Below are 23,780 nucleotides of genomic sequence, written 5' to 3'. Positions count from 1 at the left end.
ATGAACTCACCTGTCTACCTCGATTACGCCGCAACCACGCCTGTAGACCCTCGGGTTGCCGACCTTATGAGCCGCCACTTAACCATGGACGGTATTTTCGCCAATCCTGCATCACGCAGCCATATGCTGGGCTGGCAAGCGGAACAAACCGTAGAAAATGCCCGCCGCCAAGTGGCCGACGCCATTGGCGCCGACCCCCGCGAAATTGTCTGGACCAGCGGCGCTACCGAGGCCGACAACTTAGCGCTAATCGGCTACATGCGTGCCAATCGAGCCCGGGGGCGACACCTGATTACCTCGACTATCGAGCATAAAGCGATCATCGACTCGGCCATGGCCCTGGTAGAAGAAGGTTTTGATGTCACTTGGCTAAAGCCCGACGCTGACGGCCGCATCTCTCCGGCCTCGCTGAGCGATGCCATGCGCGACGACACCCTTTTGGTGTCGCTGATGGCAGTAAACAACGAGCTGGGCAGCATCAATGATCTGGCTGCCCTCGCTAAAGTTGCTCATGCCAACGGCGCCATTTTTCATACGGATGCCGCCCAGGCGCTAGGCCGAATAGCGCTGAACGTTAAGCACCTAGGCATCGATATGATGTCTCTTTCTGCCCATAAGGCCTATGGCCCCAAAGGTATCGGTGCGTTATATGTCAGACGTGACGCGCAACTACGCCTGGAAGCGCTAATTCACGGTGGCGGCCACGAGCGTGGCATGCGTTCCGGCACTCTGGCCACTCATCAAATCGCTGGCATGGGCGAGGCGATGGCCATCGCGACTGCCGAGCACAATGAAGACCAGCAACGCATTCGGCAACTGCGCGACCGGCTGCTGCAAGGCCTGTCCGACATTAACGGCGTACATTGCAACACGCAGACAGACAGCGCGGTTCCCAACATTCTCAACCTAGCATTTGACAAGGTCGACGGTGAATCACTACTGATGGCATTACGCGACATCGCCATTTCCACCGGCTCTGCATGCAACTCCGCAAGCGTTGAGCCGTCTCATGTATTAAAGGAGATCGGTGTACCTCGCCCCTTGGCGCTGGCATCACTTCGCTTCAGCATCGGGCGTTTTACCACCGAGGCCGATATCGACCATGCTCTAGACGCCTTGCACCATGCCCTGACAGGCCTGCGCCGCTAGGGTCTGACAGACATACCACTGCCTTGAAGGAGGTTCTCATGGCACAGTTTTCTATCACTTCATCCGCTGCCAGCCAGATTCGCCATGTACTTGATGAGCGTGGGCACGGCTTAGGGCTACGTGTCTCCGTTAAACCCAGCGGCTGTTCGGGCTACAGTTATGTGCTCGACTTCGCTGATGAAGCAACCACTGATGACATTGCCTTTGAAGAGCACGGCGTCAAAGTATTTGTGGCACAAGACGCGCTGGAAGTTCTCGACGGTAGTGAGGTTGATTACGTCTCAGAGGGATTAAACCAGTTCTTCCGCTTCCGCAACCCTAACGTGACTGACGAATGTGGCTGCGGCGAGAGTTTCAACGTCTGACGCGCTGATTGTTCATTGACGACGCACAGCGTTATACTCTGCGCCTTGTCGGTTAGCGCCGCTCCACTTTATTCGCTGCTGATTTGCTGCCAGACGCCACCCGGGTCATCCGGCGTGGCGTTTGGCCGTAGCGCGAGATACACACCGAACTCAACCGGAGAGACTCCCAATGGCAACTGAACGCACGTTATCTATCATTAAGCCCGACGCCGTCGCTAAAAACGCTATCGGCGACATCAAGAGCCGCTTTGAAAAAGCCGGCCTGCAAATCGTCGCCTCCAAGATGATCCACCTCTCGCGTGAACAAGCCGAAGGCTTCTACGCAGAGCACAGCGAACGTCCTTTCTTTGGCGACCTGGTCGGCTTCATGATCTCTGGCCCCGTCGTGGTTCAGGTGCTTGAAGGCGAAAATGCTATTGCTGCCAACCGCGACCTGATGGGCGCGACTAACCCCAAAGAAGCGGAAGCTGGCACTATTCGCGCTGACTTCGCTGAGTCTATCGACGCTAATGCCGTTCATGGCTCTGACTCTCCCGAGTCAGCCAAGCGTGAGATTGACTATTTCTTCCAGGCCAGCGAAATTTGCCCGCGCGCCTGAGTTCTGCCTGGCGGGAGAGCAGTCTCCCGCCCCGCACACCAACCCGCTGACCAACATGACCATCACAGCCCCCCAACGCCAGAATCTGCTCGGCATGACACGCGAGGAGATGGAAGCTTTCTTCCTAGCCATCGGCGAAAAGAAATTTCGTGCAGCCCAGGTGATGAAGTGGATTCATCACGAAGGATGCAGCGACTTTGACGCCATGACCAATCTCTCAAAAGCGCTGCGCACTCGCTTGAATGAAGTTGCAGAAATTCGCGGCCCGCGTGTCGCCTACGAAGGCAAGTCCAGTGACGGCACTCGCAAGTGGGTGCTGGAAGTGGAAGATGGCAGCTATGTGGAAACCGTGCTGATACCTGCCGACGACGGTAAACGCCGCACCCTGTGCGTCTCATCACAGGTGGGCTGCTCTCTGGACTGCAGTTTCTGTTCTACAGGCAAGCAAGGCTTTCAGCGCAACCTGACGGCTGCCGAAATCATCGGCCAGGTTTGGGCTGCCAGCAATAGCGACGGCCCTCGTCAAGGCAGCACGCACCGCCCAGTAACCAACGTGGTAATGATGGGCATGGGCGAGCCGCTGCTGAACTATGACAGCGTTTTGCCTGCCATGAAGCTAATGCTTGATGATAACGGTTATGGCCTGTCCAAGCGCCGTGTCACGCTCTCGACCTCGGGTGTGGTACCGATGATCGAGCGACTGGGCGATGACCTGGATGTCAGCCTTGCCATTTCGCTACATGCAGGTAACGACGAGCTGCGTAGTGAACTGGTTCCGCTTAATCGCAAATATAACATCAGTACCCTACTAGCAGCCTGTAAACGCTACTTGGACAAGTGTGGTGATGCCCGCATCGTCACCATCGAGTATACCCTGATCAAAGATGTCAACGATCAGCAACAGCATGCTCAAGAACTTGCCGAGGTGCTCAAAGAGCTGCCTTGCAAGATCAACCTGATTCCATTTAACCCGTTTCCGCATTCAGGCTACGAAACGCCGTCACGCAATCAGGTCATGCGTTTTCAGCAATGGCTTTACGAGCTTGGCTTTGTTGCACCGGTTCGTTCAACCAGAGGTGATGACATTGACGCCGCCTGCGGGCAGCTGGTTGGACGTGTCAAAGATCGTACCCGACGCCATGAGCGCTATATACAGTCGATTCAGATCGATGCCGATTGACCATGATGTCTGCTTGACTTCATCACGCCTCAACGCTTTGATGAACGCATCCCACGGCTTTCAAACGATGACTCTGAGCAGCATCAACACGAGGATGTCATGACAGGATGCACACGCGCCCTTGGTCGGTTACGCTTCAGCATTATCGCCTTTTCGGCCGGTTTACTGCTGAGTGGCTGTGCTAATCTGTCTGGCGACAACGACAGACAACCACACGGTACTGCTGAGGTAACGGCGGCCTACACCCGCCTTGGTACAGCTTACCTCAAAAACAATAACTTACCGCGAGCGACGACGGCGCTGAAACATGCCCTGACGGCAGACCCACACAATGCCGAAGCACTCCAGGCACTGGCCCTTGTGTATAGCCGTCAGGGAGAGATCGACCAAGCTGACGCGATGTTCCAGAAAGCGCTTACCGCCGCCCCAGAGATGACTCAGGCACGTAACAATTATGCGGTTTTTTTATACCAACAGGGACATGTTACCGCCGCCTGCGTAGAGTTCGAGCGAGCAGCTGATGACAGCCACTATGCGCATCGGGCCCAATTGCTCGACAATCTGGAGCAATGCCAGCGTCAGCTTAGTAACAGTCACGCAACTCAGCTTCAAAACGCGACATCAAGATAACGGCAGAACCTGCACAGCTCATTGATGTAAAACGTTTAACCAACGTGTGCTACAACACTAATTTTTCATGAAGGATGCGACCCCATGAACGACTCTCAGCTTCCGCCAACCGATGCGCTCACAGGACAGAGCAGCCCGGGCGAGATGCTACGTCATGGACGGCAGGCACTGGAAATCAGCCGCGAAGACGTTGCCGTTGCCCTCAACCTTCGCCCAGCGGTCATCCAGGGACTGGAAGATGACAGCTATGACGAGGTACCCGTGGCGATTTATCGGCGCGGCTACCTGCGCAGTTACGCGAACCTGCTGGGCATGGATCCAGACGTCGTACTGGCGGCGTATCAGGCTCGCCATGCCGATACTGACCACGCCGTTGATATCCAGACACGCCCACTGCAGCTACAAAAGCGCCCTTCAAGCATCGGCACTTGGCTGTTTCGGCTGATGACGCTGATTGTGATTATTGGCTTAGCTGGACTAACGTGGATGTGGTGGCAAAGCCGCGGGGGTAACGAACCCCCAACGGCCAGCGACAGCGAGCCGGTAGCGGTAGACAGCCGGAACGGCACAATCACCCTCAATGAGCCGGCCAAAACGCAACAGGCCTCCGCCGACAGCAGCCTTGAGGCAACAGCAGAGTCGTCCGAGCTCAGCACGCCGATGACCACTGATCAGCCATCGGCAGATCAGGAGTCGGCCAGTGAAACCGTGGCAGACGCTGCGGTAGCTGGCGAGCAAGAGCCCAGTGCCACACCAAGCCAAGAAGCCGCCGCCCTGGCAGCCACCTCTGACACAGGCGCAGAAGCTAACGCAGAAGCGTCCCAGGCTAACGCCAACCAGCTTACCCTGGTGTTTAACAAAGAATCATGGGTACAAATTGTTGATGCCAGTGGCAAGACAATATTTACCGGCCTTCAGAAAGCGGGCACCGATGCCACGATTGAAGGCACTCCGCCTCTGAATCTGACGATTGGCAATGCCAACGGCGTTGAAATGACATGGCGCGGTGATACTGAGAATGTTGGCAGTCGCGCGACTGCCGGTAATGTCGCACGCTTCACACTGGGAGAATAAGTCTGACCATGCACGCCACATCGCCCATCATCCGCCGCATCTCACGCCAAATACATGTGGGTAACGTGCCGGTCGGCGGCGGCGCCCCCATTTCGGTGCAGAGCATGACCAACACCGACACTCTGGATGTAGACGCCACCATTCAGCAGATTCGCCAACTGGAGCAGGCAGGCGCAGATATTGTGCGCGTATCGGTTCCCTGCATGGATGCTGCTGAAGCCTTCGGCCGCATTCGCCAGTCGGTTGACGTACCTCTAGTTGCAGACATCCACTTTGACCACAAAATTGCTCTGCGCGTTGCCGAGCTAGGTGTTGATTGCCTGCGCATTAACCCAGGTAACATTGGCCGTGAGGATCGCGTACGCGCTGTCGTCAGCGCCGCCAGAGACAACGGTATTCCTATCCGTATCGGCGTCAACGCCGGTTCGCTTGAGAAGTCTTTACAGCGCAAGTATGGCGAGCCAACACCTGACGCCCTGGTTGAGTCAGCGCTACGTCATATCGACCACCTCGAGCGGCTAGACTTCGCCGACTTCAAGGTCAGCGTCAAAGCAAGCGACGTCTTCATGGCCGTCGCCGCTTATCGCGACTTGGCAACACGCATTGAGCAACCCCTTCACCTAGGCATCACCGAGGCCGGTGGTTTACGCTCCGGCACGGTAAAATCCTCCATTGGCCTTGGGCTGTTATTAATGGACGGCATCGGTGACACCATTCGCGTATCGTTGGCCGCTGACCCCGTTGAAGAAATCAAAGTGGGTTTCGATATGCTCAAAAGCCTCAGGTTACGCAGCAAGGGCATCAACTTCATTGCCTGCCCAAGCTGCTCACGGCAGAATTTTGACGTAATCGACACCATGAACCAGCTTGAAGAGCGCCTTGAAGACGTCATGACACCGCTTGATGTCTCCATTATCGGCTGTATCGTCAACGGCCCCGGTGAAGCCAAGGAGAGTGACCTAGGGCTTACCGGCGGCAGTCCGTCAAACCTGCTTTACCTTGACGGCAAGCCTGCGCAAAAGCTGACTAACGACAACTTGGTCGATGACCTAGAGCGCCTGATTCGCGACAAGGTCCGCCAAAAACAGCAGGCTGAACAAGACATCATCATCCGTGATGCCTGACGCCATACTATCCAGGAGCCTGTTTTGAGCAACAAGATCCAAGCCATTCGTGGCATGAACGACCTGCTGCCCGACCAATCACCACTGTGGCAGTATTTTGAAGGCCAAGTACGCGCTCTGATGCGTCACTATGGCTATGCTGAGATTCGCACGCCAATTGTCGAGCAAACGGCGCTGTTCAAGCGTTCCATCGGTGAAGTGACCGATATCGTCGAAAAAGAAATGTACACCTTTGACGACCGCAACGGCGACAGCCTAACCCTGCGCCCTGAAAACACCGCCAGCTGTGTACGCGCCGCCATGCAGCATGGCCTGTTGCATAATCAAACTCAGCGCCTGTGGTACCAAGGGCCGATGTTTCGCCATGAGCGCCCTCAAAAAGGCCGCTACCGCCAGTTTCATCAGGTCGGTGTAGAAACCTTTGGGCTAGACGGCCCCGACATCGACGCTGAAGTCATCTTGCTATCAGCACGCCTGTGGAAACAGCTAGGCCTCGACCAACACGTCACCCTAGAAATAAACTCGCTGGGTTCCACCGAGGCACGGGCGGCTTACCGCGATAAGCTGGTAGCGTATTTCGAGCAACACCACGAGCTGCTCGATGAAGACTCCCGACGCCGCCTAACCAGCAACCCACTGCGTATCCTGGACTCCAAAAATCCCGACATGGCCGAAATGCTGGGCAACGCACCACAGCTGATCGACCACCTCGACCCCGACTCCCGCAAGCATTTCGACGGGCTTACCGCTCTGCTCAAGGCGGCCGGTATCGAGTACGTCATTAACCCACGCCTAGTGCGCGGGCTGGACTACTACTCACGCACCGTGTTCGAGTGGACCACCACCACCTTGGGCAGCCAAGGCACCGTGTGTGCTGGCGGTCGCTATGACGGCCTTGTTGAACAGCTTGGCGGCAAATCCGTACCAGCGGTAGGCTTTGCCATGGGTATCGAGCGATTGATACTAATGCTCGATACGCTCAAGTTAGTGCCCGATAATGCGCTAACGCAGCTTGATGCTTATCTGCTGCCGATGAGTGAAGCAACTGAGCCTGCGGCCCTGCTGCTGGCCGAGCGCTTGCGTGACGCTCTGCCAGCGCTCAGCCTGCAGCTACACTGCGGTGGAGGCAGCTTCAAAAGCCGTATTAAAAAAGCCGACCGTAGTGGGGCGCGCCTGGCTCTACTGATCGGTGAAGACGAGCTGGCTCGCGACAGCGTTGCCATCAAATTCTTGCGTGAAGACCGTGAGCAGCTGGATATTGCTCAGGCGTCACTCACCGAAACACTGAATGCCTTGCTGTCAGGCTCAAGCGCCTGACAACCTGCTGACCGAACAAGGAGACTGTGCGTGGCAGATATCAACAGCGATGAAGAACAGCTCGAGGCCATCAAGCGCTGGTGGAAAGAAAACGGTACCTCGCTGGTCGTCGGCGTGGCAGTCGCCGCCGCTGGCATATTTGGCTGGAAAGCCTGGCAGCAGTATCAACTCAATCAATCTGAAGCCGCCTCACAGCGTTATCAGGAGCTGCTTTCCCTGAGCCGCGAGAGTGATCTCGATGCCAAAAGCCGTGAACGCGCACACCTGTTAATTGACGAACTTGAAGAACAGCACGACAGCACGCTTTATGCTGACCTGGGCCGTTTCATCGAAGTCCGTCTCGCCGTTGATAACGGCAACATCAGCGATGCCATGGCACCACTGAACACTATCGCTAACAGCAGTAAGCACCCGTATATGCAAGGTGTTGCAAGACTACGGTTAGCACGCCTGCAGCTTGCCCAAAACGATGCAGATGCCGCCTTAGCCACCCTGGATACTGAGATCCCCAGCGCCTTGGCTGCCATACAGCTTGAGCTACGCGGCGATACTTTCCTGGCACTAGCGCAGCATGAAAAGGCAGCAACTTCCTGGCGTGAAGCTCTCACGCTTAATGCCGACAACGACCAGGCCCAGTACGCCATACGCCTCAAGCTCGATGACCTAGGAGTCGAGGAGACCAGCTCATGACCCCAAGACTGATAATTGCTGCACTAGCCACTATTTCTATTTCATTACTTGCCGGCTGTTCGGGCAAAGTAGAACCTCAGTACCCACCCAAAGAGCTTCGCGACCTGAGCGCAACAGCTCAAGCGACTAAGGTATGGAGCCAGAGCATTGGCTCAGGCCTGGGCAAAGGCAGCTACCCAATGGCACCTGCCCAAGATGGCGCACGGGTATTCGCTGCGGATTACCGAGGCTTGGTAACAGCACTGGACACCGACACGGGCAATACGCTGTGGGAAACGACCCTGAGCAGTGGCGCGTCCAGTGCCCTGTCAGCGGTCGACGGCCAGCTGTATTTTGGTACGCGTAACGGTGAAGTCGTTGCCATGGACCAAAGCACCGGCAAGGTATTGTGGAAATCTACCATCAGCAGCGAAGTACTGGCGGCACCACAAGCTAACAACCAGTTACTCATCGTTCAGTCTGTGGATGGGCGCATCACCGCTCTAAACCGTAACAACGGCACCGAATTCTGGAGCTACAGTGCATCTCAGCCACTACTGAGCCTGCGCACCAGCGCCACTCCCAGAGTGATCGATGCCGTTACCATCGCTGGGCTCGCCAACGGCCGCCTGGTGACTCTGGACAACCGCACCGGGCAGCCGCTATGGGAAAGACGCATCTCTAACCCTACCGGCAACTCCGACATCGAGCGCTTGTCTGACCTGTCTGGCCAGCCTCTGTTAACCCCCGACGGACGTCTCTATGCCACCAGTTACAACGGCCGAGTTGTTGCCCTAGAGGCCACCAGCGGCCAAGTTGCTTGGTCACGGCCACTTTCCAGCTATCGCTCCCCGTTAATGGTTGGCGAGACCCTGTTTGTGGTTGATGAAGCCAGCCAGGTGGTTGCGTTGAATGCCATAACCGGTGACGAGCTATGGCGTCTGAAAGATCTTGAGGGCCGCTCACTCACGGACCCAGAGTTTGCCGGTGGGCAGATTGTGCTAGGCGACTATGATGGCTATGTGCATCTGATCAACGCCAATACAGGAAAGCTTAGCGGACGCAGCCATGTCGATGGCTCCGGCATCAGCGTAGCGCCACAAACCGACGGCAGACGTGTTTACGTTCTCGCCAATGACGGCACGCTTCAGGCCTTGGATATTCGTTGATGAACCCAGTAATAGCACTCGTTGGCCGCCCGAACGTTGGCAAGTCAACGTTATTTAACCGCCTTACGCGCAGCCGCGATGCATTGGTCGCCGACTTCCCGGGGTTAACCCGGGACCGTAAATACGGCAACGGCATGCTTGGCGGAAAAGCCTACACGGTGATTGATACCGGCGGTATCAGCGGCACCGAAGAAGGCATCGATGCCGCCATGGCCGAGCAGTCACTACTGGCCATTGATGAAGCTGATATCGTGCTGTTTCTGGTCGATGCTCGTGCAGGCCTGAATGTAGCTGACGAAGCCATTGCCAATCACCTGCGTACCAACCAGAAAAAAACCTGGCTGGTAGTCAACAAGGTAGATGGCATGGAGGAGCATTCCGCCATCGCAGACTTCTGGCAGCTCGGTCTGGGAGACCCTCTGCCCATTGCCGCCGCTCACGGGCGCAATGTCACCTCGGTGATTGAGTTAGTACTGTCACCCTTCCCTGACCGTGATCCCGATATCCCAGCTGATACCGGCAGCAAGGGTATTCGCATCGGGGTAATCGGCCGTCCTAACGTCGGCAAATCAACGCTAGTAAACCGCATGTTGGGCGAAGACCGTGTGGTGGTGTATGACGAGTCAGGCACCACCCGCGATGCCATCGAGATTCCCTTCGAACGCAATGGCAAACCTTATGTGCTGGTAGATACGGCGGGGGTACGGCGGCGCAAAAACGTCTCTGAGTCAGTTGAGAAGTTCTCGATCATCAAAGCTCTGGAGGCGATCAAAGCGTGCCATGTTGCCATCATGGTGCTGGATGCTCGCAGCGGTTTGGTAGAGCAAGACCTTCACCTGCTGGACTACGTACTAACCAGCGGCCGCGCTCTCATATTGGTGGTCAATAAGTGGGACGGCCTGGAAAGTGAGGTGCGCGACAAAATGCGCTCTGATATCAAGCGCCGCTTGGGCTTTGCCGACTATGCCGAGCTGCACTTCATTTCCGCTTTGCACGGCACCGCTGTGGGAGACCTGTACCCGTCGCTGGAACGCGCCTTTGCCTCGGCCACCAGCCACTGGTCAACCAACCGTTTGACCAACATTCTGCATGACGCCGTGGAACAACATCAGCCACCGATGGTCCATGGTCGTCGCATCAAGCTGCGAATGGCCCACCAGGGCGGCAGTAACCCACCGGTCATTGTTGTGCATGGCAAACAGACCAACTCGCTGAACGAAGCCTACAAACGCTACCTAATCAACACCTTCCGCAAGGTGCTCAAGGTGCGAGGTACGCCGATGCGCTTCGAGTTCCGCTCAGGCGATAACCCTTTTGATCACCAAGCCGGTGACAGCGACCGTAGAAAAGCCAAACAGCGCGAGCTCGACCGCACTAAAGATGCCCGCCGCAATCGACGTTAGCCTGCCTAACACACATTTCTCGCTTGAAACCAATGCCGCCTCATTTCTGACGCGGCATTTTTATTGACGGTCCCAACACCCCACCCTCACCCCCAGCTATCGCGCGACAGTTTGCGCCGTAATCCAACTGAAAATATCTCCTGTTTTTGCCCTGCTTTGCAGAAAAAATCACGCCACCCACTCAGTCAACCAATTGCGGCGTTAATCGCAGCGACGCAATTTTTCTTTTCTTAGCCCCAGGCAACCATGTTTGTTCTGTGATTTTTCCACCCGAGGGAAGTTACTTCTGCACGCCAGAAAACGCCGATACCACTGACGCTTCCATTGATTTCAGCGCTTCTGGCCGATGATTTTTTTCACTTGTAAACTTCTGATCTGTGCGACTGGCAGACAGCCACGGGCTCACGCTAGCCGCTACATCTCCAATAATAATGAGGAAGCTGGTTATGGAAAGACTCGCTCACCGCCTCGGGTTGCGTACAGACCCGACGATATTTTTTGTCTCGGCAGGGTTAATGATCCTTTTCCTGCTGGCACTAGTCATTGCCCCAGAGGCTATTGGCAACGCCTTTGCCACAGGCCGCCAATGGGTCGTCACCAATCTTGGCTGGTTCTTTATTTTTGGCGTTAACGTCTGGCTACTATTTTTACTGTGGGTCGCATTAAGCCGTTACGGCAACATCCGCTTAGGCGGCGACAACGACCGGCCGGAATACAGCAACGTTTCCTGGTTTACCATGCTGTTTGCTGGCGGCATTGGTACCGTTTTGATGTTTTGGGGCGTTGCAGAACCCATCTTCCACTTCTCAAGCCCGCCCCATGGCGATATTGCGCCCTACTCGGTAGAAGCCGCTCGTGAAGCCATGGGGTTCTCGCTATACCACCTTGGCCTGCATACCTGGACAATTTTCACTCTACCGGGCCTCGCTTTCGCCTATTTTATCTACCGCTATAACTTGCCACTGCGCATCAGCTCAGTGTTCTACCCACTGCTTAAAGAACGCATCTACGGGCCGATTGGTAAGACGATTGATATTTTCGCTGTACTTGGCACGCTATTCGGTGTGGCGGTTTCTATCGGCCTGGGAACGTCGCAAATCAATAGCGGCTTAACCGAGCTCTTCGGTGTTTCCGATGGCGTCACCACCAAAGTGCTGATCATTCTGGTACTGACAGCTGTTGCTGTGGCATCGATTGCGGGTGGCCTGGATAAAGGCGTCAAGCTGTTGTCCAACATCAATATTGCCATGGCCACCGGGCTGATGATCTTTGTCCTGGTGACCGGTTCTACTGTTTTTTTACTGCGCGGCATCATCGAAACGTTAGGTATCTATGTGTCTAACATCGTGCCGATGGCGTTCTGGAATGACACTTTGGCACAGTACACCCGCGAGAGCGGCAACTGGGGCTGGCAAGGCAACTGGACCGTATTCTACTGGGCTTGGACAGTGACCTGGTCGCCCTTCATCGGTCTCTTTGTGGCGCGCATCTCCAAAGGCCGCACAGTACGTGAGTTTGTTCTTGGTGTACTGTTTGCGCCGTCGTTGTTTACTTTGGTGTGGTTCGCTATCTTTGGCTGGTCTGCCATGGAAATAGATGGCATCGGCGAAGCAGCGCGCGCTCAGCTGGGTGAACAGGCAGGGATGATGACGGCCGCCGTGCAAGAAAGTGTTCCACTGGCGATGTTTGCCTTCTTCGACCACTTCCCCGCGGCGACGTTAGTTAAAGGTCTAGCCGTTGTCATCGTGGCCATTTTCTTTGCCACCTCGTCAGACTCGGCTTCGCTGGTGGTCGACTTACTGTGCACAGGTGACACCGACCCCGGCCCACTACGCCAGCGAGTGTTCTGGGGTGTCTCGGAAGGTGCCGTGGCAGCCATGCTGATTGTACTGGCAGGTGAGGCAGGGCTAGTTGCACTGCAGCAGGTGATTACCGTCATCGGCTTGCCAATCTTCATCATGGTATTTGCCATGGTGTTCGCCTTGACCAAAGGCCTACTGAGAGAAGACATCAGCATTCTTTCACCTAAACGAGCCCCAAAACTGGACAAGTTCTAACGCAACGACAAAGCGCGGAGGCCTGACGCTTCCGCGCTTTGTCAGATGAGCACTCTCCCTACCAGCGCCTCACCAGTGCCTACCGAAATTTCAGCCATTGAGTTGGCGTTGCCCGACCCATTGGCAGGCAAATTGCCAAGCCACTCGCCCGCTGCGACTGCCCCGCAAAGTAGCAAACCGAATAGCCTCTGCACGGGCTTGAGGCGACCAGTCGTCAGCATTTCCCAACCGAGCAATCCAGTGACAACACGCCTCTAGATAGGTGTCCTGATTGAACGGATAGAAACCCAGCGACAGGCCAAAGCGATCCGCCAGTGAAATTTTTTCCTCTACCGCGTCGCCATGATGCAACTCATCTCCGACCAGCCGCGTGCCCTGATTATCTTGCATCGACTCAGGTAGCAGGTGCCGCCGATTAGACGTTGCCAACAACAGCACATTGTCAGGCGGCCCTGTCAGCGCCCCATCCAGCACACTTTTCAGCGCTTTATAGGCATCATCATGTCCCTCGAAAGACAAGTCATCGCAATAAACCACAAAACGGTGCGGCTCATAACGCAAACGCTCTATCAACGCGGTTAGCCCGACCAGGTCATGACGGTCGACTTGAACCAGGCGCATACCTTCATCGGCCAGGTCGTTAAGCAGCGCACGCACCAAGGATGATTTGCCACTGCCTCGCGACCCCCACAGCAGGGCATGGTTGGCCGGATAGCCATGCAGAAAAGCGCGTAAGTTATCAACCAGCGCCAGCTTCTGACGCTCAATACCCAGCAGGTCATCCAGCCGCAAGCTGTCACGCGGAGGCACCGGCACCAGCTGACCTCCCAAGGCATGACGCTGCCACAACGCGGCGACATCACGATGCCAGTCAACGGGCACAGGAGCTGGTGGCAACCATGGCTCAATACGCTCTAACAGGCTTAACAGGCGCTGACTCAATGCCTCATCCATGGTGTTCTCCTAACGACGTCTAAAGTGATCCAACAACATCTTGTTAACAATCATAGTTTATCAATCATCGGTATCGATAGCGGTTGGAGACAGCCTGCGATCAAGGTATCTTGAGAGCCTCACATGCCCTCGTTTAGAGGAAATATTACCGACGTCACACAAGGATGCCCTATGCGTTGGTTAAAAACATTTGCTATCGGCGCAGTCAGCGCCAGCCTCGTTGCCTGCGCCACCTCTCCAACGGGGCGTATGCAGCTCACCATGATGCCTGATGACCAGCTTGACCAGATGGGTGCGCAGTCATTTTCACAGTATCAACAAGAGCTGCCCACGGCCGGAGGGGCAACCCAGGCCTATGTGCAGTGCGTCACGGATGCCATCGTCGCAGCTCTTCCCCCCGGCAGCCCACAATATGACTGGCAGGTTCGCGTGTTTAAAGACGACTCTGCCAACGCCTTTGCACTGCCCGGTGGTTATGTTGGCGTACACACGGGATTATTGGATATCGCTGAGAACCAGGATCAGTTGGCATCCGTTATTGGCCACGAGGTCGGCCATGTGTTGGCACGCCATGCCAACGAACGTATGTCCACACAGAATGCGACCAACATTGGCCTGAGCGTGGCAGCGTCTGCTGCTGGCTTACAGGGTGCACAGGCTGAAATGGCGAGTGCCGCACTGGGCATGGGCGCCCAATACGGCATCCTGCTGCCATTCTCACGCGCACATGAAAGTGAAGCAGACCTCATCGGCCTGGAACTGATGGCTGACGCTGGCTTCAACCCTCAAGGCAGCGTTGAGCTGTGGCGCAATATGAACGCCGAAGGCGGCAGCAAACCACCGGTGTGGATGTCGACTCACCCCAGCGGCGACCAGCGCATCACCAACCTCGAAGATGAGATGAACGCAGTGATGCCAAGGTACCAGCAGGCACAACAAGCGGGCCGACAGCCGAACTGTCAGCGTTAACCCAGGAGATACATCATGCTTCGCATCGGCCTTGTGCTGCTGGTCGTACCCATTATCGTGCTGATGAGCCTGTACTTCATTGAGCTGAACGGCGTGCGCGACTGCGTGCTAAATGGGCAAGGGCACTGGGATTACCTTAATGGCGTCTGCACAGCGACACCTCAGCCCAACGTGCCGTTCATTACGCGCAAACCCTGGCTGGTCAATGGTAGCCTGCTGGTGTCGGTGCTTGGTCTGTTGTTGTGTATGGCTGGGCTATACGTTAAACGGCGCTGAGCACGCGGCGTCTAGTACATCGCGTCAACCAACCGCCTATTTCAAGGCGCCTTGAGTCAGCTCAGCTGTTGGCGTAGCGTGGCAAGCACCGGCGTAACATCAGGCTGCTTGCCACGCCAAATAGAAAACGACGCCGCAGCCTGCTCAACCAACATGCCCAGGCCATCCAGGGTTTTCGCACCCTGTGCATCAGCCCAGCGCATGAATACCGTTGGCTCAGCCCCATACATCATGTCGTAAGCCACGCTACCATCGGCAAACAACCCATCGCACAAGGGGGGAAGCTTACCGCCCAGGCTCGCGCTGGTCCCATTGATAATCACATCAAATTGGCCCGTCACAGACGCAAAGCCACCGCCGCTAACAGCACCAAGGTCGCTGAAGTCAGCGGCCAGCGCACAGGCTTTATCTGCCGTGCGGTTGGCCACAAACAGTGCAGCCGGCTGTTCATTCAGTAACGGTTCCAATACCCCGCGCACCGCGCCTCCAGCACCCAACAGCAGTATTCGTGCGCCGGTAAGCCGCACGTTATTGCGCTGAAGATCGGCAACGAGACCCAAACCATCTGTCGTATCACCATGCGTCGTGCCATCAGTGGCCAACCATAGAGTGTTCACTGCCCCAGCCCGCTGTGCCCGCTCACTCAACTGGTCACACAGCAGATGGGCCTGCTCCTTGAAAGGCACGGTAACGTTCGCACCTCGCCCACCTTGTGTAATAAACGTCTTCCACGCCTCAGCAAAGCCATCGTGCGGAGCGTCAATCGCTTGATAGGATAGGTCCTGCTCGGTCTGCTCAGCGAAAGCTGCATGAATCAACGGTGACTTTGAGTGGCTGACAGGATGGCCGAAGACTGCGTAGCGGTCTGTCATAGGGTTTCTCCATGGCGCTCGGCCTCGCCCAGCCAGTCGCGTGGCTGCAGATAGTAGGTCAGACGGGCTTCGGCACTGTCTGGCTCAGGCTCCCAGCGATAGGCCCAGCGAGCCAGCGGCGGCATCGACATCAGAATGGACTCCGTGCGACCGTTGCTCTGCAAGCCGAACAACGTGCCGCGATCCCACACTAGGTTAAACTCCACGTAACGCCCTCGGCGATAGAGCTGAAAATCACGCTCATACTCACCCCACGGTGTTTCACGGCGGCGCTGAACAATCGGCAGATAAGCGTCCAAAAAGCTATCACCGACAGCTTGCTGAAAAGCAAAACACCGCTCAAAGCCACCGTCGTTAAGGTCATCAAAAAACAGCCCACCAACGCCGCGTGTTTCACCACGATGTTTAAGCCAAAAATAGTCATCGCACCAGGACTTATAGCGTGGATAAACATCCTCACCAAAGGGCGTACAGGCATTCTTGGCTGTCCGATGCCAATGACGCACATCCTCAAGCACCGGATAGAACGGTGTCAGGTCATAACCCCCACCAAACCACCAGACGGGCGCCTCTCCCTCCTTCTCAGCAATAAAGAAACGAACATTGCCGTGACTGGTTGGCACATGGGGGTTTTCAGGGTGCAGCACCCAAGAAACACCCATGGCATGAAAGCTTCTCCCAGCCAGTTCCGGCCTAGCTGAACTGGCCGATGGTGGCAGCGTTGCACCATGCACATGAGAATAGTTAACACCGCCTTTTTCAAATAGCGCGCCACCTTCTATCACCCGCGAGCGTCCGCCACCGCCCTCCTCACGACTCCAGGCATCCTCACGGAAAGCCGTGCCTCCGTCGGCTTCAGCCAAGCCAGCGCAAAGCCTCTCCTGAAGATCGAGCAGATAGGTTTTAACATTATCGAGATGCGCGTGGGCCACAGGGCCTCCTTGGAGAGTAGGTCGCAAAGGAACACTGCTATCAACAGAGTCAGTCGTGGGGAGCGTCAGGCACGTAGCACTCGCCCGCTCAGTAAGTCGCGAATCGTGCTGGGGCGCTCATACCCTCCCAAAGCCCCCCCGAGCACCGCATCGAGCGACTCACCAAAGCTGGCATGCAGCTGGGCCAGACTCATCGCCGCAGGCTCTCCGGCACGGTTGGCCGAGGTTGACACCAACGGACCACCGAATGCCTGACATAACTGCGCGACTAGCGGGTGACGAGAAATCCTTAACGCTACCTGCTGGTGATCACCACGCACTAGCCGATGCGCACGCCCATTATCGGGTACCAGCCAGGTCGTCGGCGTCTCACATGGCTGCTCCAACCGCTGGCGTTGATCAGTAGCAAGCCCATCAAGCCAAGGCAGCAACTGCTCAAGCCCCGCGGCCACCAAAATCATACCCTTAGCAGGATCACGCTGTTTAAGCGCCAGCAGGCGCGTCAACGCAGCAGTGTTATCAGGATCACAACCTAGCCCCCACACCGCTTCGGTTGGATAGGCAATAACGCCCGAATGACGAAGTGCCGTAACGGCGTTATTCAGTGAGTCCAAAGGCGTAGCTGATAGCATATCGGTATTTGATGGCATGAGAATCAAGGGGCATCGATCATATCACGCCTAAGACCGGGTCGGCAGGCGTACCCAGCCACCGGGCACCTGATCAGCGACCCCATCCAATGCCAGCATAATTAACTGACGCTGGCACTCAGATGAGGCCAAACCACTCAATTCTACTAACACATCCATCGGTACCGGTGTCGCGCTGAGCAAGCCCAGTAGCGGGTCTTGTGTTGAGTTATCCGACGCTGAGAAGCTTGCCTGACCACCACTGGAGCATGCCAATGCTTGGTCAGCCCCCAAGGTCAGTGCCCAGGCCGGTAGCTCAGCAACCATGTCGTCAACATCGCGCACCAGCACCGCACCCTCACGAATCAGCCGTAGACAACCGCCAGCCTCAGGGTTGTGGATAGAACCAGGCATAGCAAATACTTCGCGCCCCTGTTCACCGGCAAGCCGTGCGCTGATTAGCGACCCACTCCGCTCAGCTGCCTCAACCACTAACACGCCCAACGACATGCCTGTCACAATACGATTACGTCTGGGGAAAAATGAGGGGTGTGCCTGGGTACCTGGCGGATGCTCCGACAATAACAGACCACGGCCATTTTCAGGCTGGCCGGGGCGCCCAAGCTGCTCATACAACGACCGGTGACGCGCCGGATAGATAACATCAACCCCACAGCCCAACACGCCAATGCTACACCCCCCCGCCTCCAGCGCTGCTCTCTGGGCAGCTCCGTCAATCCCCAGCGCCATGCCGCTAACCACACAAAACCCTTGTTCTACCAGCCCCTGAGAAAATGACGCCGCGTTATGCAGACCTTCACGCGTAGCGCGCCGAGTGCCGACCATGGCTAACCGAGGCGGCTCAAGTGCGGCCAGGTCACCCTGCGCCCATAATACCGCGGGCGGATCACTTAGCGCCGAGAGGGACCGTGGCCAACTGGCGTGGCCGGGGTACAAAAGGTAACGATGCGCCTCCGGCCGACACCATGCCAACTGAGCCTCAACAAGAGACGCTAGCGTGCTATGTGACGGATGGTCTAGCGCCAAGCGCAGTGTTTGAGCGGCCTCGTGTGGCAACCTAGCCAGCCAGCCTCCCGGCCAGTCGAGCCGAGCCTCAGCAAAGCCCGCCAAAGTGACGACACCCAGCCTGGGGAGTTGTGACAGCAGCAACCATTCTCGCGCGCCAAGAGTCATCACACGGCATCCCTGCATTATCAGACGATCTCAATAGCAGGTTAGCCGTTGTTCTTTACGCCTGCTCAGCTATTAGCACACCACAAGCCAATCATGGTGCGATCTGAAGCGATACGATACCATTACGGTACAGATTGACGTCCAAGCTGGCCGGCCGGCAAGTTGACGTACCAAGACAGCATAACGAGTGGTGACAGTAACCCCATGGCTATACTCAATATCCTCGAATTCCCCGATGAGCGCCTGCGCACCAAAGCAACGGTGGTCGAGTCCGTTGATGACGACCTGCGTCGCCTGATCGATGATATGTTTGACACCATGTACGACGCACCTGGTATCGGCTTAGCGGCCACCCAAGTGGACGTACATCGTCGCGTTATTGTGATTGACGTCAGTGAAGACAAGACTCAGCCACTGGTGTTGATCAACCCCAGCTATACGCCAATCAGCGACGAGCGCGAACCGATGCAGGAAGGCTGCCTTTCTGTGCCAGAGTATTATGCGGATGTCCAACGAGCGTTAGGCGTCAGGCTTAATGCGCTGGATCGCGACGGCAACCCCTACACGCTGGAGGCTGACGGCCTACTGGCACATTGTATTCAGCATGAGTGTGATCACTTAGAGGGCGTGCTGTTCGTTGACTACCTTTCACCACTGAAACGCGAGCGCGTACTGAAAAAGATGCAGAAGCGTCATCGCTCTACTGCCTGACACCCCAGCCGCTCGACCACCTGAGCCAGCCACAGCTATTAATCAATGGCTTGCTCAGGTGAAGCACTTGAGGTCATCGCGCCCAACGTAAATGCCAGCGTTGATGCGGCGATCAAACTTGCGGTATGGGCCTCTGAACGCGCTAGCTTAGCATCCAGTAGTCCTGATTCAGCGGCAGTGGCATCAGTAATAGTCGCTACGCCGTTGATATAGGCCTCATAAGCGGCGTCGTGGGTCACTGCTGCCGCTTCAACCAAGCTATCGGCGGCATCAAACGCCGCCAACGAAGAGCGCAATGCATCAGCAGCCACAATGATTTCACGTGACGCTCCATTGCGGACTTTTTCGAAAGCTGCCTCGGCTGACGCAGCAACAGATAGGGCCTGCTGCCGCTTAGCGGCATGAAGGCCACCATCGTAGATTGGCATCGTCACGCCGAGAAATACTCCGGTACCAGTCGTTTGATTGCCTATACTTGGTAGGTGGCCAATGCTCAAATCTTTCTTATTGGTTCCCGTAGCGGCAGCAACAAATACCTTAGGCATGAGGTCAGCGTCAGCAGCGCGCACCCCCGCCTGAGCAGCTTTCCACTCCGCATAACTGGCCAATACATCAGGGCGTTTGCTAAGCGCTGCCTCAATCTCCGAATCTAGCGATGCCAAATCATCGGCCTTCGGCAGCGGCCGCTCTGAAGAACTGGCAATGTTTATCTGCGTCCGCGGTGATACACCCAGTTCTCCCAGCAGCCCTTGGTAGCGGTCACGCAACATATCCTGAGCCTGAACAACACGCAGATTAGACTGGGCGACGTGCTGGCGTGCCTGCGCCACGGCAATGGTTGTCCCCGTGCCATTAGCGTAGCGCGACTCCGCCGCTTCCAGTAGACGTTGGCTATTCACCAACACCTGCTCGGCAATGGCTAACCGGCTCTTGGCCGCACCGTACTGGTAATAGTTACGCGCCACGTTGTAGATCAGCAGCTGGTGAGCACCGTTGAAATTAACGTTAGCTGCATAGGCAGTGTGCTTTGCGGCTTCGCTGAGCGCCTCACGCTGCCCAAAATCAAACACTAACCACTGCAGCGCAAGGCTTGGCGCAACCCCACTGACCGTCGTATCGACATAATGCGTGTCACCATCCAGTAGCCCGCGATAAGGGATACTGGTTTGCTGCCTGCCGGCAAAGACATTAGCCGTCAGGATCGGCAAAAATGTTGCTTCAACCATGCCAGATGCCAGCGCCAACTGACGCGCCTGCTCCCAAGCAATTCGGGTTAACGGATTATTGCGTTGCGCAATGTCTATCAACTCAGGCAATTGATAAACATTGCCGGGCTGCAGGTCAACCGACACCGACGAAGGCAGCGCGGCAATATCCGCTGACCCTGATACCGAAAAATCACCTGGCAAAGCAGTTTCCCCTTGCGGATGCCAAGGCGTACTGGGCGAAGCAGACGTAGTTTTCAGCGCCTCTGTTGCACAGCCTTGAAGCCCCAGAGCGATAGCCAGAGCAAGGCTGGCCCTAAGCGTAATTGACCCGAACACATTAGCTTCCCTCAACATTCACAATCCGCTCTATCTGGGTGAGTTGCTGTTCCATACCATTATCGCTGCTCTCATGGTCGACCCGGTCATCGGCAAGCGATGGAGCCAGGCCGTTGTGCTGGCTTTCCAGCGGACTCTCCCCGCCGCTTGCTAACTGCTCCTGGAGTCGCCGCAAGCGTTCACTGATTGCGCCTTGTGATGATCCTGACACATAAAGCTGGCCGGTGAACTCGTGCAGCGCGTCAACAAGGGCATGCAAGCGCTCTAACTCACCAGCCGTAGCGCGCAACCGAGACGGCTCGAAAGGTGCCATATCGAGCAACTCTTCAGCCTGACCAAGAGCAAAGTGCGCAGATGATGCGGCTTGAGTACGCGCCTGCGGGTCTTGTCGAGAAAGCACACTGAGCTCACCCAAGGCGCTCAGCGCATCGTTAAGTTGACGCACGACTTGGTTGACCACACTGCGCGGCCAGAACTGGGTGAAGATAACATAGATCACAAAGATGCCGAGCAATATGCCGTAGATGCGGTCACTGGCCTGAGAGAAGTCAAAGCTAGGACCAAACCCATTGAGGGTAGTCAGCAAAAAAGCCAAAGCAATCTGCACGCCAGCATAATAGATCCGCTCAACGCCAGAGGACACCCAAGCACCGATCAGCACACCAAAAAACACCAGCCCCATCAGTCCGCCGATAGAGGTCAAATGCGGCATAAGGAAGAGCAGCGAGAAGAACCCAAGCGCAGCACCTATCAAACAACCAACAATGCGCAATGTCAGTTTACGTAGCGTTTCGCCGGTGGTGCCAAGTGCAGCAACATAACAGGTGATCATCGCGGTGTGGATGCCGTCCCATTGCATACCGGTATAAATCAGATAACAGAGTACCGCTGCCGCGGATGTTTTCAGTGCATATCTTTGATGTATGGGGTTAGAAAACGCATCAGCAGCCAGCATGGGTATCTTTCTTGGTCGCGGCGGCTGAACGGCACCTCCATCTGGCTGTGACAACCCAGATAACGCCGCTTGAATCTGTTGTAGGCTCGCGTCTGCCGGCACTGACAAGTCGGGCAATAGGGCCGGAAGCTCCCCTCCATTAATCGCATCTGCCGCTTGACGAAGCCGTGCCACTAAACTTGCCCTTTCTTTGATATCCAGGTCATCGGGCAACGTTTCAGCAATAATCAAGATGCGATAACTGGTTTCCACCGCGCCATTCAGCCAGCGCAAGCGCGCGGCAGAGATAAGATGTAACAGCTTAACGAGCTGCATCTGCTGTAACGACGCATCATTACCCTCACTCACCAGCGTATTAAATGATACTGATGTTTGCTGCATCTCAATACGCTCTGCTGCACCTTGCAGCCTTTCGACAATCCGTCGGCGTACCAGCGTCTGCGACGGTGTGCCGAACAGTAGATTAAAAAGAATCATCAAGAACATCGGCATGCAGGCCATTTTCCATGCCATCAGCAAGCCCTTATCAGCTATCTCCCCTACCGGCACCATAGTCACCAGCGTCATGATAAAAGCGATAATCAAACCAACAATGGCTGCCTGCTCACCCAGAGGCGTCGCTGAGCTGAGAAACAGAAAAACATACGAAGCAAAAAACATGACCGCTAGCCGCATTGCTGGACTATCGACGCTGACGTTAATAATAGGAATCATCAACAGGACAACAAAAGACGCCATCAGAATGACGCCAAACGCCAGAATGCAGTTTTGCACGGCATCCTGCTTAGACAAAAAAATCACCAAGTAGCAGCTGATTGCCGCCTCAGGGATTTTCAGCAACATAGCCGTTGCGGAAACCAGGGTGCACAACAGCGCCACGCGCCAGCTTAACCCAAACCGGCCCGGAAAAGGCTGAATGTCTTCCCAAGCCTGGCGGGCAATTTTTGCCCACGCAGAATCAACAATCATCGGCATGATGCACAGTAACCACAGCTGAAGCACCAACCCGCATTAATTCGGCAGGTGGGTTCTCTAACCGAATACGTACCGGAAAGCGCTGCTGAACTCGAACCCAATCAAGAGATTTCGGCACAATCGGCAGCGACACTGGCAGCTCAATCAAGCTTTTCGAAGCAACCCCCCAGCCTATACCAACGACTGTGCCTTTGATCGCTCGTTGACGGTTGGCCAGCGCGTAAACTGTGGCGCAGTTACCTACGGCGATATTTTCAAGAATGGTTTCAGTGAAATTGGCTGACGCATACCAGGTATCCGTTCTGATCAAATTGAACTGGGGCTGGGCCGGCATGACATAATCCCCCTCTGAGACTCTCACGCCAACAATCCGTCCATCAGCCGGCGCATAAACTCGGGTGCCTGCCAGTTCGTGCTGCATGATTCCCACTGCGGCCTGCCGAGCATTAATCAGCGCGCGAGTTGCCTCGTCATTACCCACCAATGCATCAGCGGCCTGACGCTGCTTAAGCGCTTCTTGCAGGCTGATTTCAGCATTACGCTTCACCGTGCGAGCGTCATGGATCTGCTGCGTGGAAACATAGCCTTTAGACTCCATCGGTAGCAGCCGACCAAGCGTTTGATTTGCCAACGCCAGATTCGCTCTGGCTCGGCTAATCTGAGCCTCGGCAATTTCCGCATTGGCCTGTTCGGCTAAAATATTTCGTGCATGATCGCCACCGGCCGCTATCGCCATAGCCAAGTCCGCTTCAGCCTGCTCCAGCGCTAGCTGGTAAGCCGTATCATCAATTTCAAACAACAGCTCGCCTTCGCGAACAAAATCGTTTTCCTCAACGTGCAGCGCCGTAACACGACCCGCTACCGATGGAGCAACACGCACGACATCCGCAATTAAAGCAGCATCATCTGACAGTGGGTTGGCCGTTGCATTTTCGTAGCTTTGGTAAGCCATAACAGCAGCACCCACAATGATAACAATAGCAATCACTGCCCCAACAATAGAGACCGCCTTTTTAGAAGCATGAGTTTTCATG

The 23,780-nt window shown here is 55.8% G+C and carries 23 protein-coding genes; 15 read left to right on the top strand and 8 right to left on the bottom strand.

Annotation, left to right across the window (positions count from 1 at the left end; all coding sequences use genetic code 11):
- The 12 genes from H616_RS0103115 to H616_RS0103060 all read left to right on the top strand — a co-directional run bounded on the left by H616_RS0103115 (position 1) and on the right by H616_RS0103060 (position 12,735).
- Positions 1-1,149 carry an aminotransferase class V-fold PLP-dependent enzyme gene (locus H616_RS0103115; RefSeq protein ID WP_027966048.1) on the top strand — a complete coding sequence of 383 codons (1,149 nt, stop codon included), beginning with the start codon at positions 1-3 and terminating at the stop codon, positions 1,147-1,149.
- Positions 1,150-1,187: 38 nt separating this feature from the next.
- Positions 1,188-1,514: a HesB/IscA family protein gene (locus tag H616_RS0103110; protein WP_035572452.1), complete on the top strand. Its 327-nt coding sequence runs from the start codon at positions 1,188-1,190 to the stop codon at positions 1,512-1,514.
- Between the two features lie 169 nt (positions 1,515-1,683).
- Positions 1,684-2,112 (top strand): nucleoside-diphosphate kinase, encoded by a 429-nt coding sequence (gene ndk / locus H616_RS0103105; protein ID WP_027966046.1) that lies wholly within the window; start codon positions 1,684-1,686, stop codon positions 2,110-2,112.
- 55 nt (positions 2,113-2,167) lie between these two features.
- On the top strand, positions 2,168-3,292 hold the full coding sequence (rlmN, locus tag H616_RS0103100) for a dual-specificity RNA methyltransferase RlmN (protein ID WP_027966045.1): 1,125 nt from the start codon (positions 2,168-2,170) through the stop codon (positions 3,290-3,292).
- A 99-nt stretch (positions 3,293-3,391) separates the two neighbouring features.
- Positions 3,392-3,922 (top strand): tetratricopeptide repeat protein, encoded by a 531-nt coding sequence (locus H616_RS14075; RefSeq protein WP_051233927.1) that lies wholly within the window; start codon positions 3,392-3,394, stop codon positions 3,920-3,922.
- 84 nt (positions 3,923-4,006) lie between these two features.
- Positions 4,007-4,996, top strand: a complete 990-nt coding sequence (locus tag H616_RS0103090; RefSeq protein ID WP_027966044.1) for a RodZ domain-containing protein — start codon at positions 4,007-4,009, stop codon at positions 4,994-4,996.
- Positions 4,997-5,004: 8 nt separating this feature from the next.
- Positions 5,005-6,120 carry a flavodoxin-dependent (E)-4-hydroxy-3-methylbut-2-enyl-diphosphate synthase gene (ispG, locus tag H616_RS0103085; protein ID WP_027966043.1) on the top strand — a complete coding sequence of 372 codons (1,116 nt, stop codon included), beginning with the start codon at positions 5,005-5,007 and terminating at the stop codon, positions 6,118-6,120.
- 24 nt (positions 6,121-6,144) lie between these two features.
- The gene (gene hisS / locus H616_RS0103080; protein ID WP_027966042.1) at positions 6,145-7,437 is read left to right on the top strand and encodes a histidine--tRNA ligase; all 1,293 of its coding nucleotides are present in this window, start codon (positions 6,145-6,147) and stop codon (positions 7,435-7,437) included.
- Between the two features lie 30 nt (positions 7,438-7,467).
- Positions 7,468-8,127 (top strand): YfgM family protein, encoded by a 660-nt coding sequence (locus tag H616_RS0103075; protein WP_027966041.1) that lies wholly within the window; start codon positions 7,468-7,470, stop codon positions 8,125-8,127.
- A complete protein-coding gene (gene bamB, locus H616_RS0103070; RefSeq protein WP_027966040.1) occupies positions 8,124-9,275 on the top strand; it encodes an outer membrane protein assembly factor BamB in 1,152 nt (383 codons plus the stop codon). The genes H616_RS0103075 and bamB overlap by 4 nt, the downstream gene beginning before the upstream one ends.
- Positions 9,275-10,678 carry a ribosome biogenesis GTPase Der gene (gene der / locus H616_RS0103065; RefSeq protein ID WP_027966039.1) on the top strand — a complete coding sequence of 468 codons (1,404 nt, stop codon included), beginning with the start codon at positions 9,275-9,277 and terminating at the stop codon, positions 10,676-10,678. The genes bamB and der overlap by 1 nt, the downstream gene beginning before the upstream one ends.
- 446 nt (positions 10,679-11,124) lie before the next feature.
- Positions 11,125-12,735 (top strand): BCCT family transporter, encoded by a 1,611-nt coding sequence (locus H616_RS0103060; RefSeq protein WP_027966038.1) that lies wholly within the window; start codon positions 11,125-11,127, stop codon positions 12,733-12,735.
- Between the two features lie 90 nt (positions 12,736-12,825).
- On the opposite strand, the gene H616_RS0103055 is transcribed toward H616_RS0103060, so the two are convergent.
- Entirely contained in the window at positions 12,826-13,689 is an 864-nt protein-coding gene (locus H616_RS0103055) for an ATP-binding protein (protein WP_027966037.1), read from the bottom strand.
- 171 nt (positions 13,690-13,860) lie between these two features.
- Between H616_RS0103055 and H616_RS0103050 the strand changes: the two genes are divergently transcribed.
- Both H616_RS0103050 and H616_RS0103045 read left to right on the top strand, forming a co-directional pair.
- Positions 13,861-14,658 (top strand): M48 family metallopeptidase, encoded by a 798-nt coding sequence (locus tag H616_RS0103050; RefSeq protein WP_027966036.1) that lies wholly within the window; start codon positions 13,861-13,863, stop codon positions 14,656-14,658.
- A gap of 15 nt (positions 14,659-14,673) precedes the next feature.
- A complete protein-coding gene (locus H616_RS0103045; RefSeq protein WP_027966035.1) occupies positions 14,674-14,934 on the top strand; it encodes a hypothetical protein in 261 nt (86 codons plus the stop codon).
- Positions 14,935-14,990: 56 nt separating this feature from the next.
- On the opposite strand, the gene aroE is transcribed toward H616_RS0103045, so the two are convergent.
- The 4 genes from aroE to dprA form a co-directional block, all read right to left on the bottom strand.
- Entirely contained in the window at positions 14,991-15,806 is an 816-nt protein-coding gene (gene aroE, locus H616_RS0103040; RefSeq protein WP_027966034.1) for a shikimate dehydrogenase, read from the bottom strand.
- Positions 15,803-16,738, bottom strand: a complete 936-nt coding sequence (gene hemF, locus H616_RS0103035; protein WP_027966033.1) for an oxygen-dependent coproporphyrinogen oxidase — start codon at positions 16,736-16,738, stop codon at positions 15,803-15,805. Before hemF ends, aroE begins: the two co-directional genes overlap by 4 nt.
- A 65-nt stretch (positions 16,739-16,803) precedes the next feature.
- Positions 16,804-17,388, bottom strand: a complete 585-nt coding sequence (gene tsaC, locus H616_RS0103030) for an L-threonylcarbamoyladenylate synthase type 1 TsaC (RefSeq protein ID WP_240470518.1) — start codon at positions 17,386-17,388, stop codon at positions 16,804-16,806.
- A gap of 30 nt (positions 17,389-17,418) precedes the next feature.
- Positions 17,419-18,561, bottom strand: a complete 1,143-nt coding sequence (gene dprA / locus H616_RS0103025; RefSeq protein WP_027966031.1) for a DNA-processing protein DprA — start codon at positions 18,559-18,561, stop codon at positions 17,419-17,421.
- Positions 18,562-18,765: 204 nt separating this feature from the next.
- On the opposite strand from dprA, the gene def reads away from it, so the two are divergent.
- Positions 18,766-19,272 carry a peptide deformylase gene (gene def, locus H616_RS0103020; protein WP_027966030.1) on the top strand — a complete coding sequence of 169 codons (507 nt, stop codon included), beginning with the start codon at positions 18,766-18,768 and terminating at the stop codon, positions 19,270-19,272.
- Between the two features lie 38 nt (positions 19,273-19,310).
- Here def and H616_RS0103015 read toward each other — a convergent pair whose 3' ends face one another.
- Genes H616_RS0103015 through mdtN form a run of 3 tightly spaced genes read right to left on the bottom strand, consistent with a single transcriptional unit; the run spans position 19,311 to position 23,779 of the window.
- The gene (locus H616_RS0103015) at positions 19,311-20,816 is read right to left on the bottom strand and encodes a TolC family protein (RefSeq protein WP_205619052.1); all 1,506 of its coding nucleotides are present in this window, start codon (positions 20,814-20,816) and stop codon (positions 19,311-19,313) included.
- 1 nt (position 20,817) lies between these two features.
- Positions 20,818-22,746 carry an FUSC family protein gene (locus H616_RS0103010; RefSeq protein WP_027966028.1) on the bottom strand — a complete coding sequence of 643 codons (1,929 nt, stop codon included), beginning with the start codon at positions 22,744-22,746 and terminating at the stop codon, positions 20,818-20,820.
- A complete protein-coding gene (mdtN, locus tag H616_RS0103005; protein WP_035572486.1) occupies positions 22,730-23,779 on the bottom strand; it encodes a multidrug transporter subunit MdtN in 1,050 nt (349 codons plus the stop codon). The genes H616_RS0103010 and mdtN overlap by 17 nt, the downstream gene beginning before the upstream one ends.
- Between the last annotated feature and the right edge of the window lies 1 nt (position 23,780).

Origin of the sequence: Halomonas halocynthiae DSM 14573 (assembly GCF_000425725.1) — a bacterium.
GTDB classification, from domain to species: Bacteria; Pseudomonadota; Gammaproteobacteria; order Pseudomonadales; family Halomonadaceae; genus Halomonas; species Halomonas halocynthiae.
This window is presented reverse-complemented; position numbering and strand designations above follow the sequence as displayed.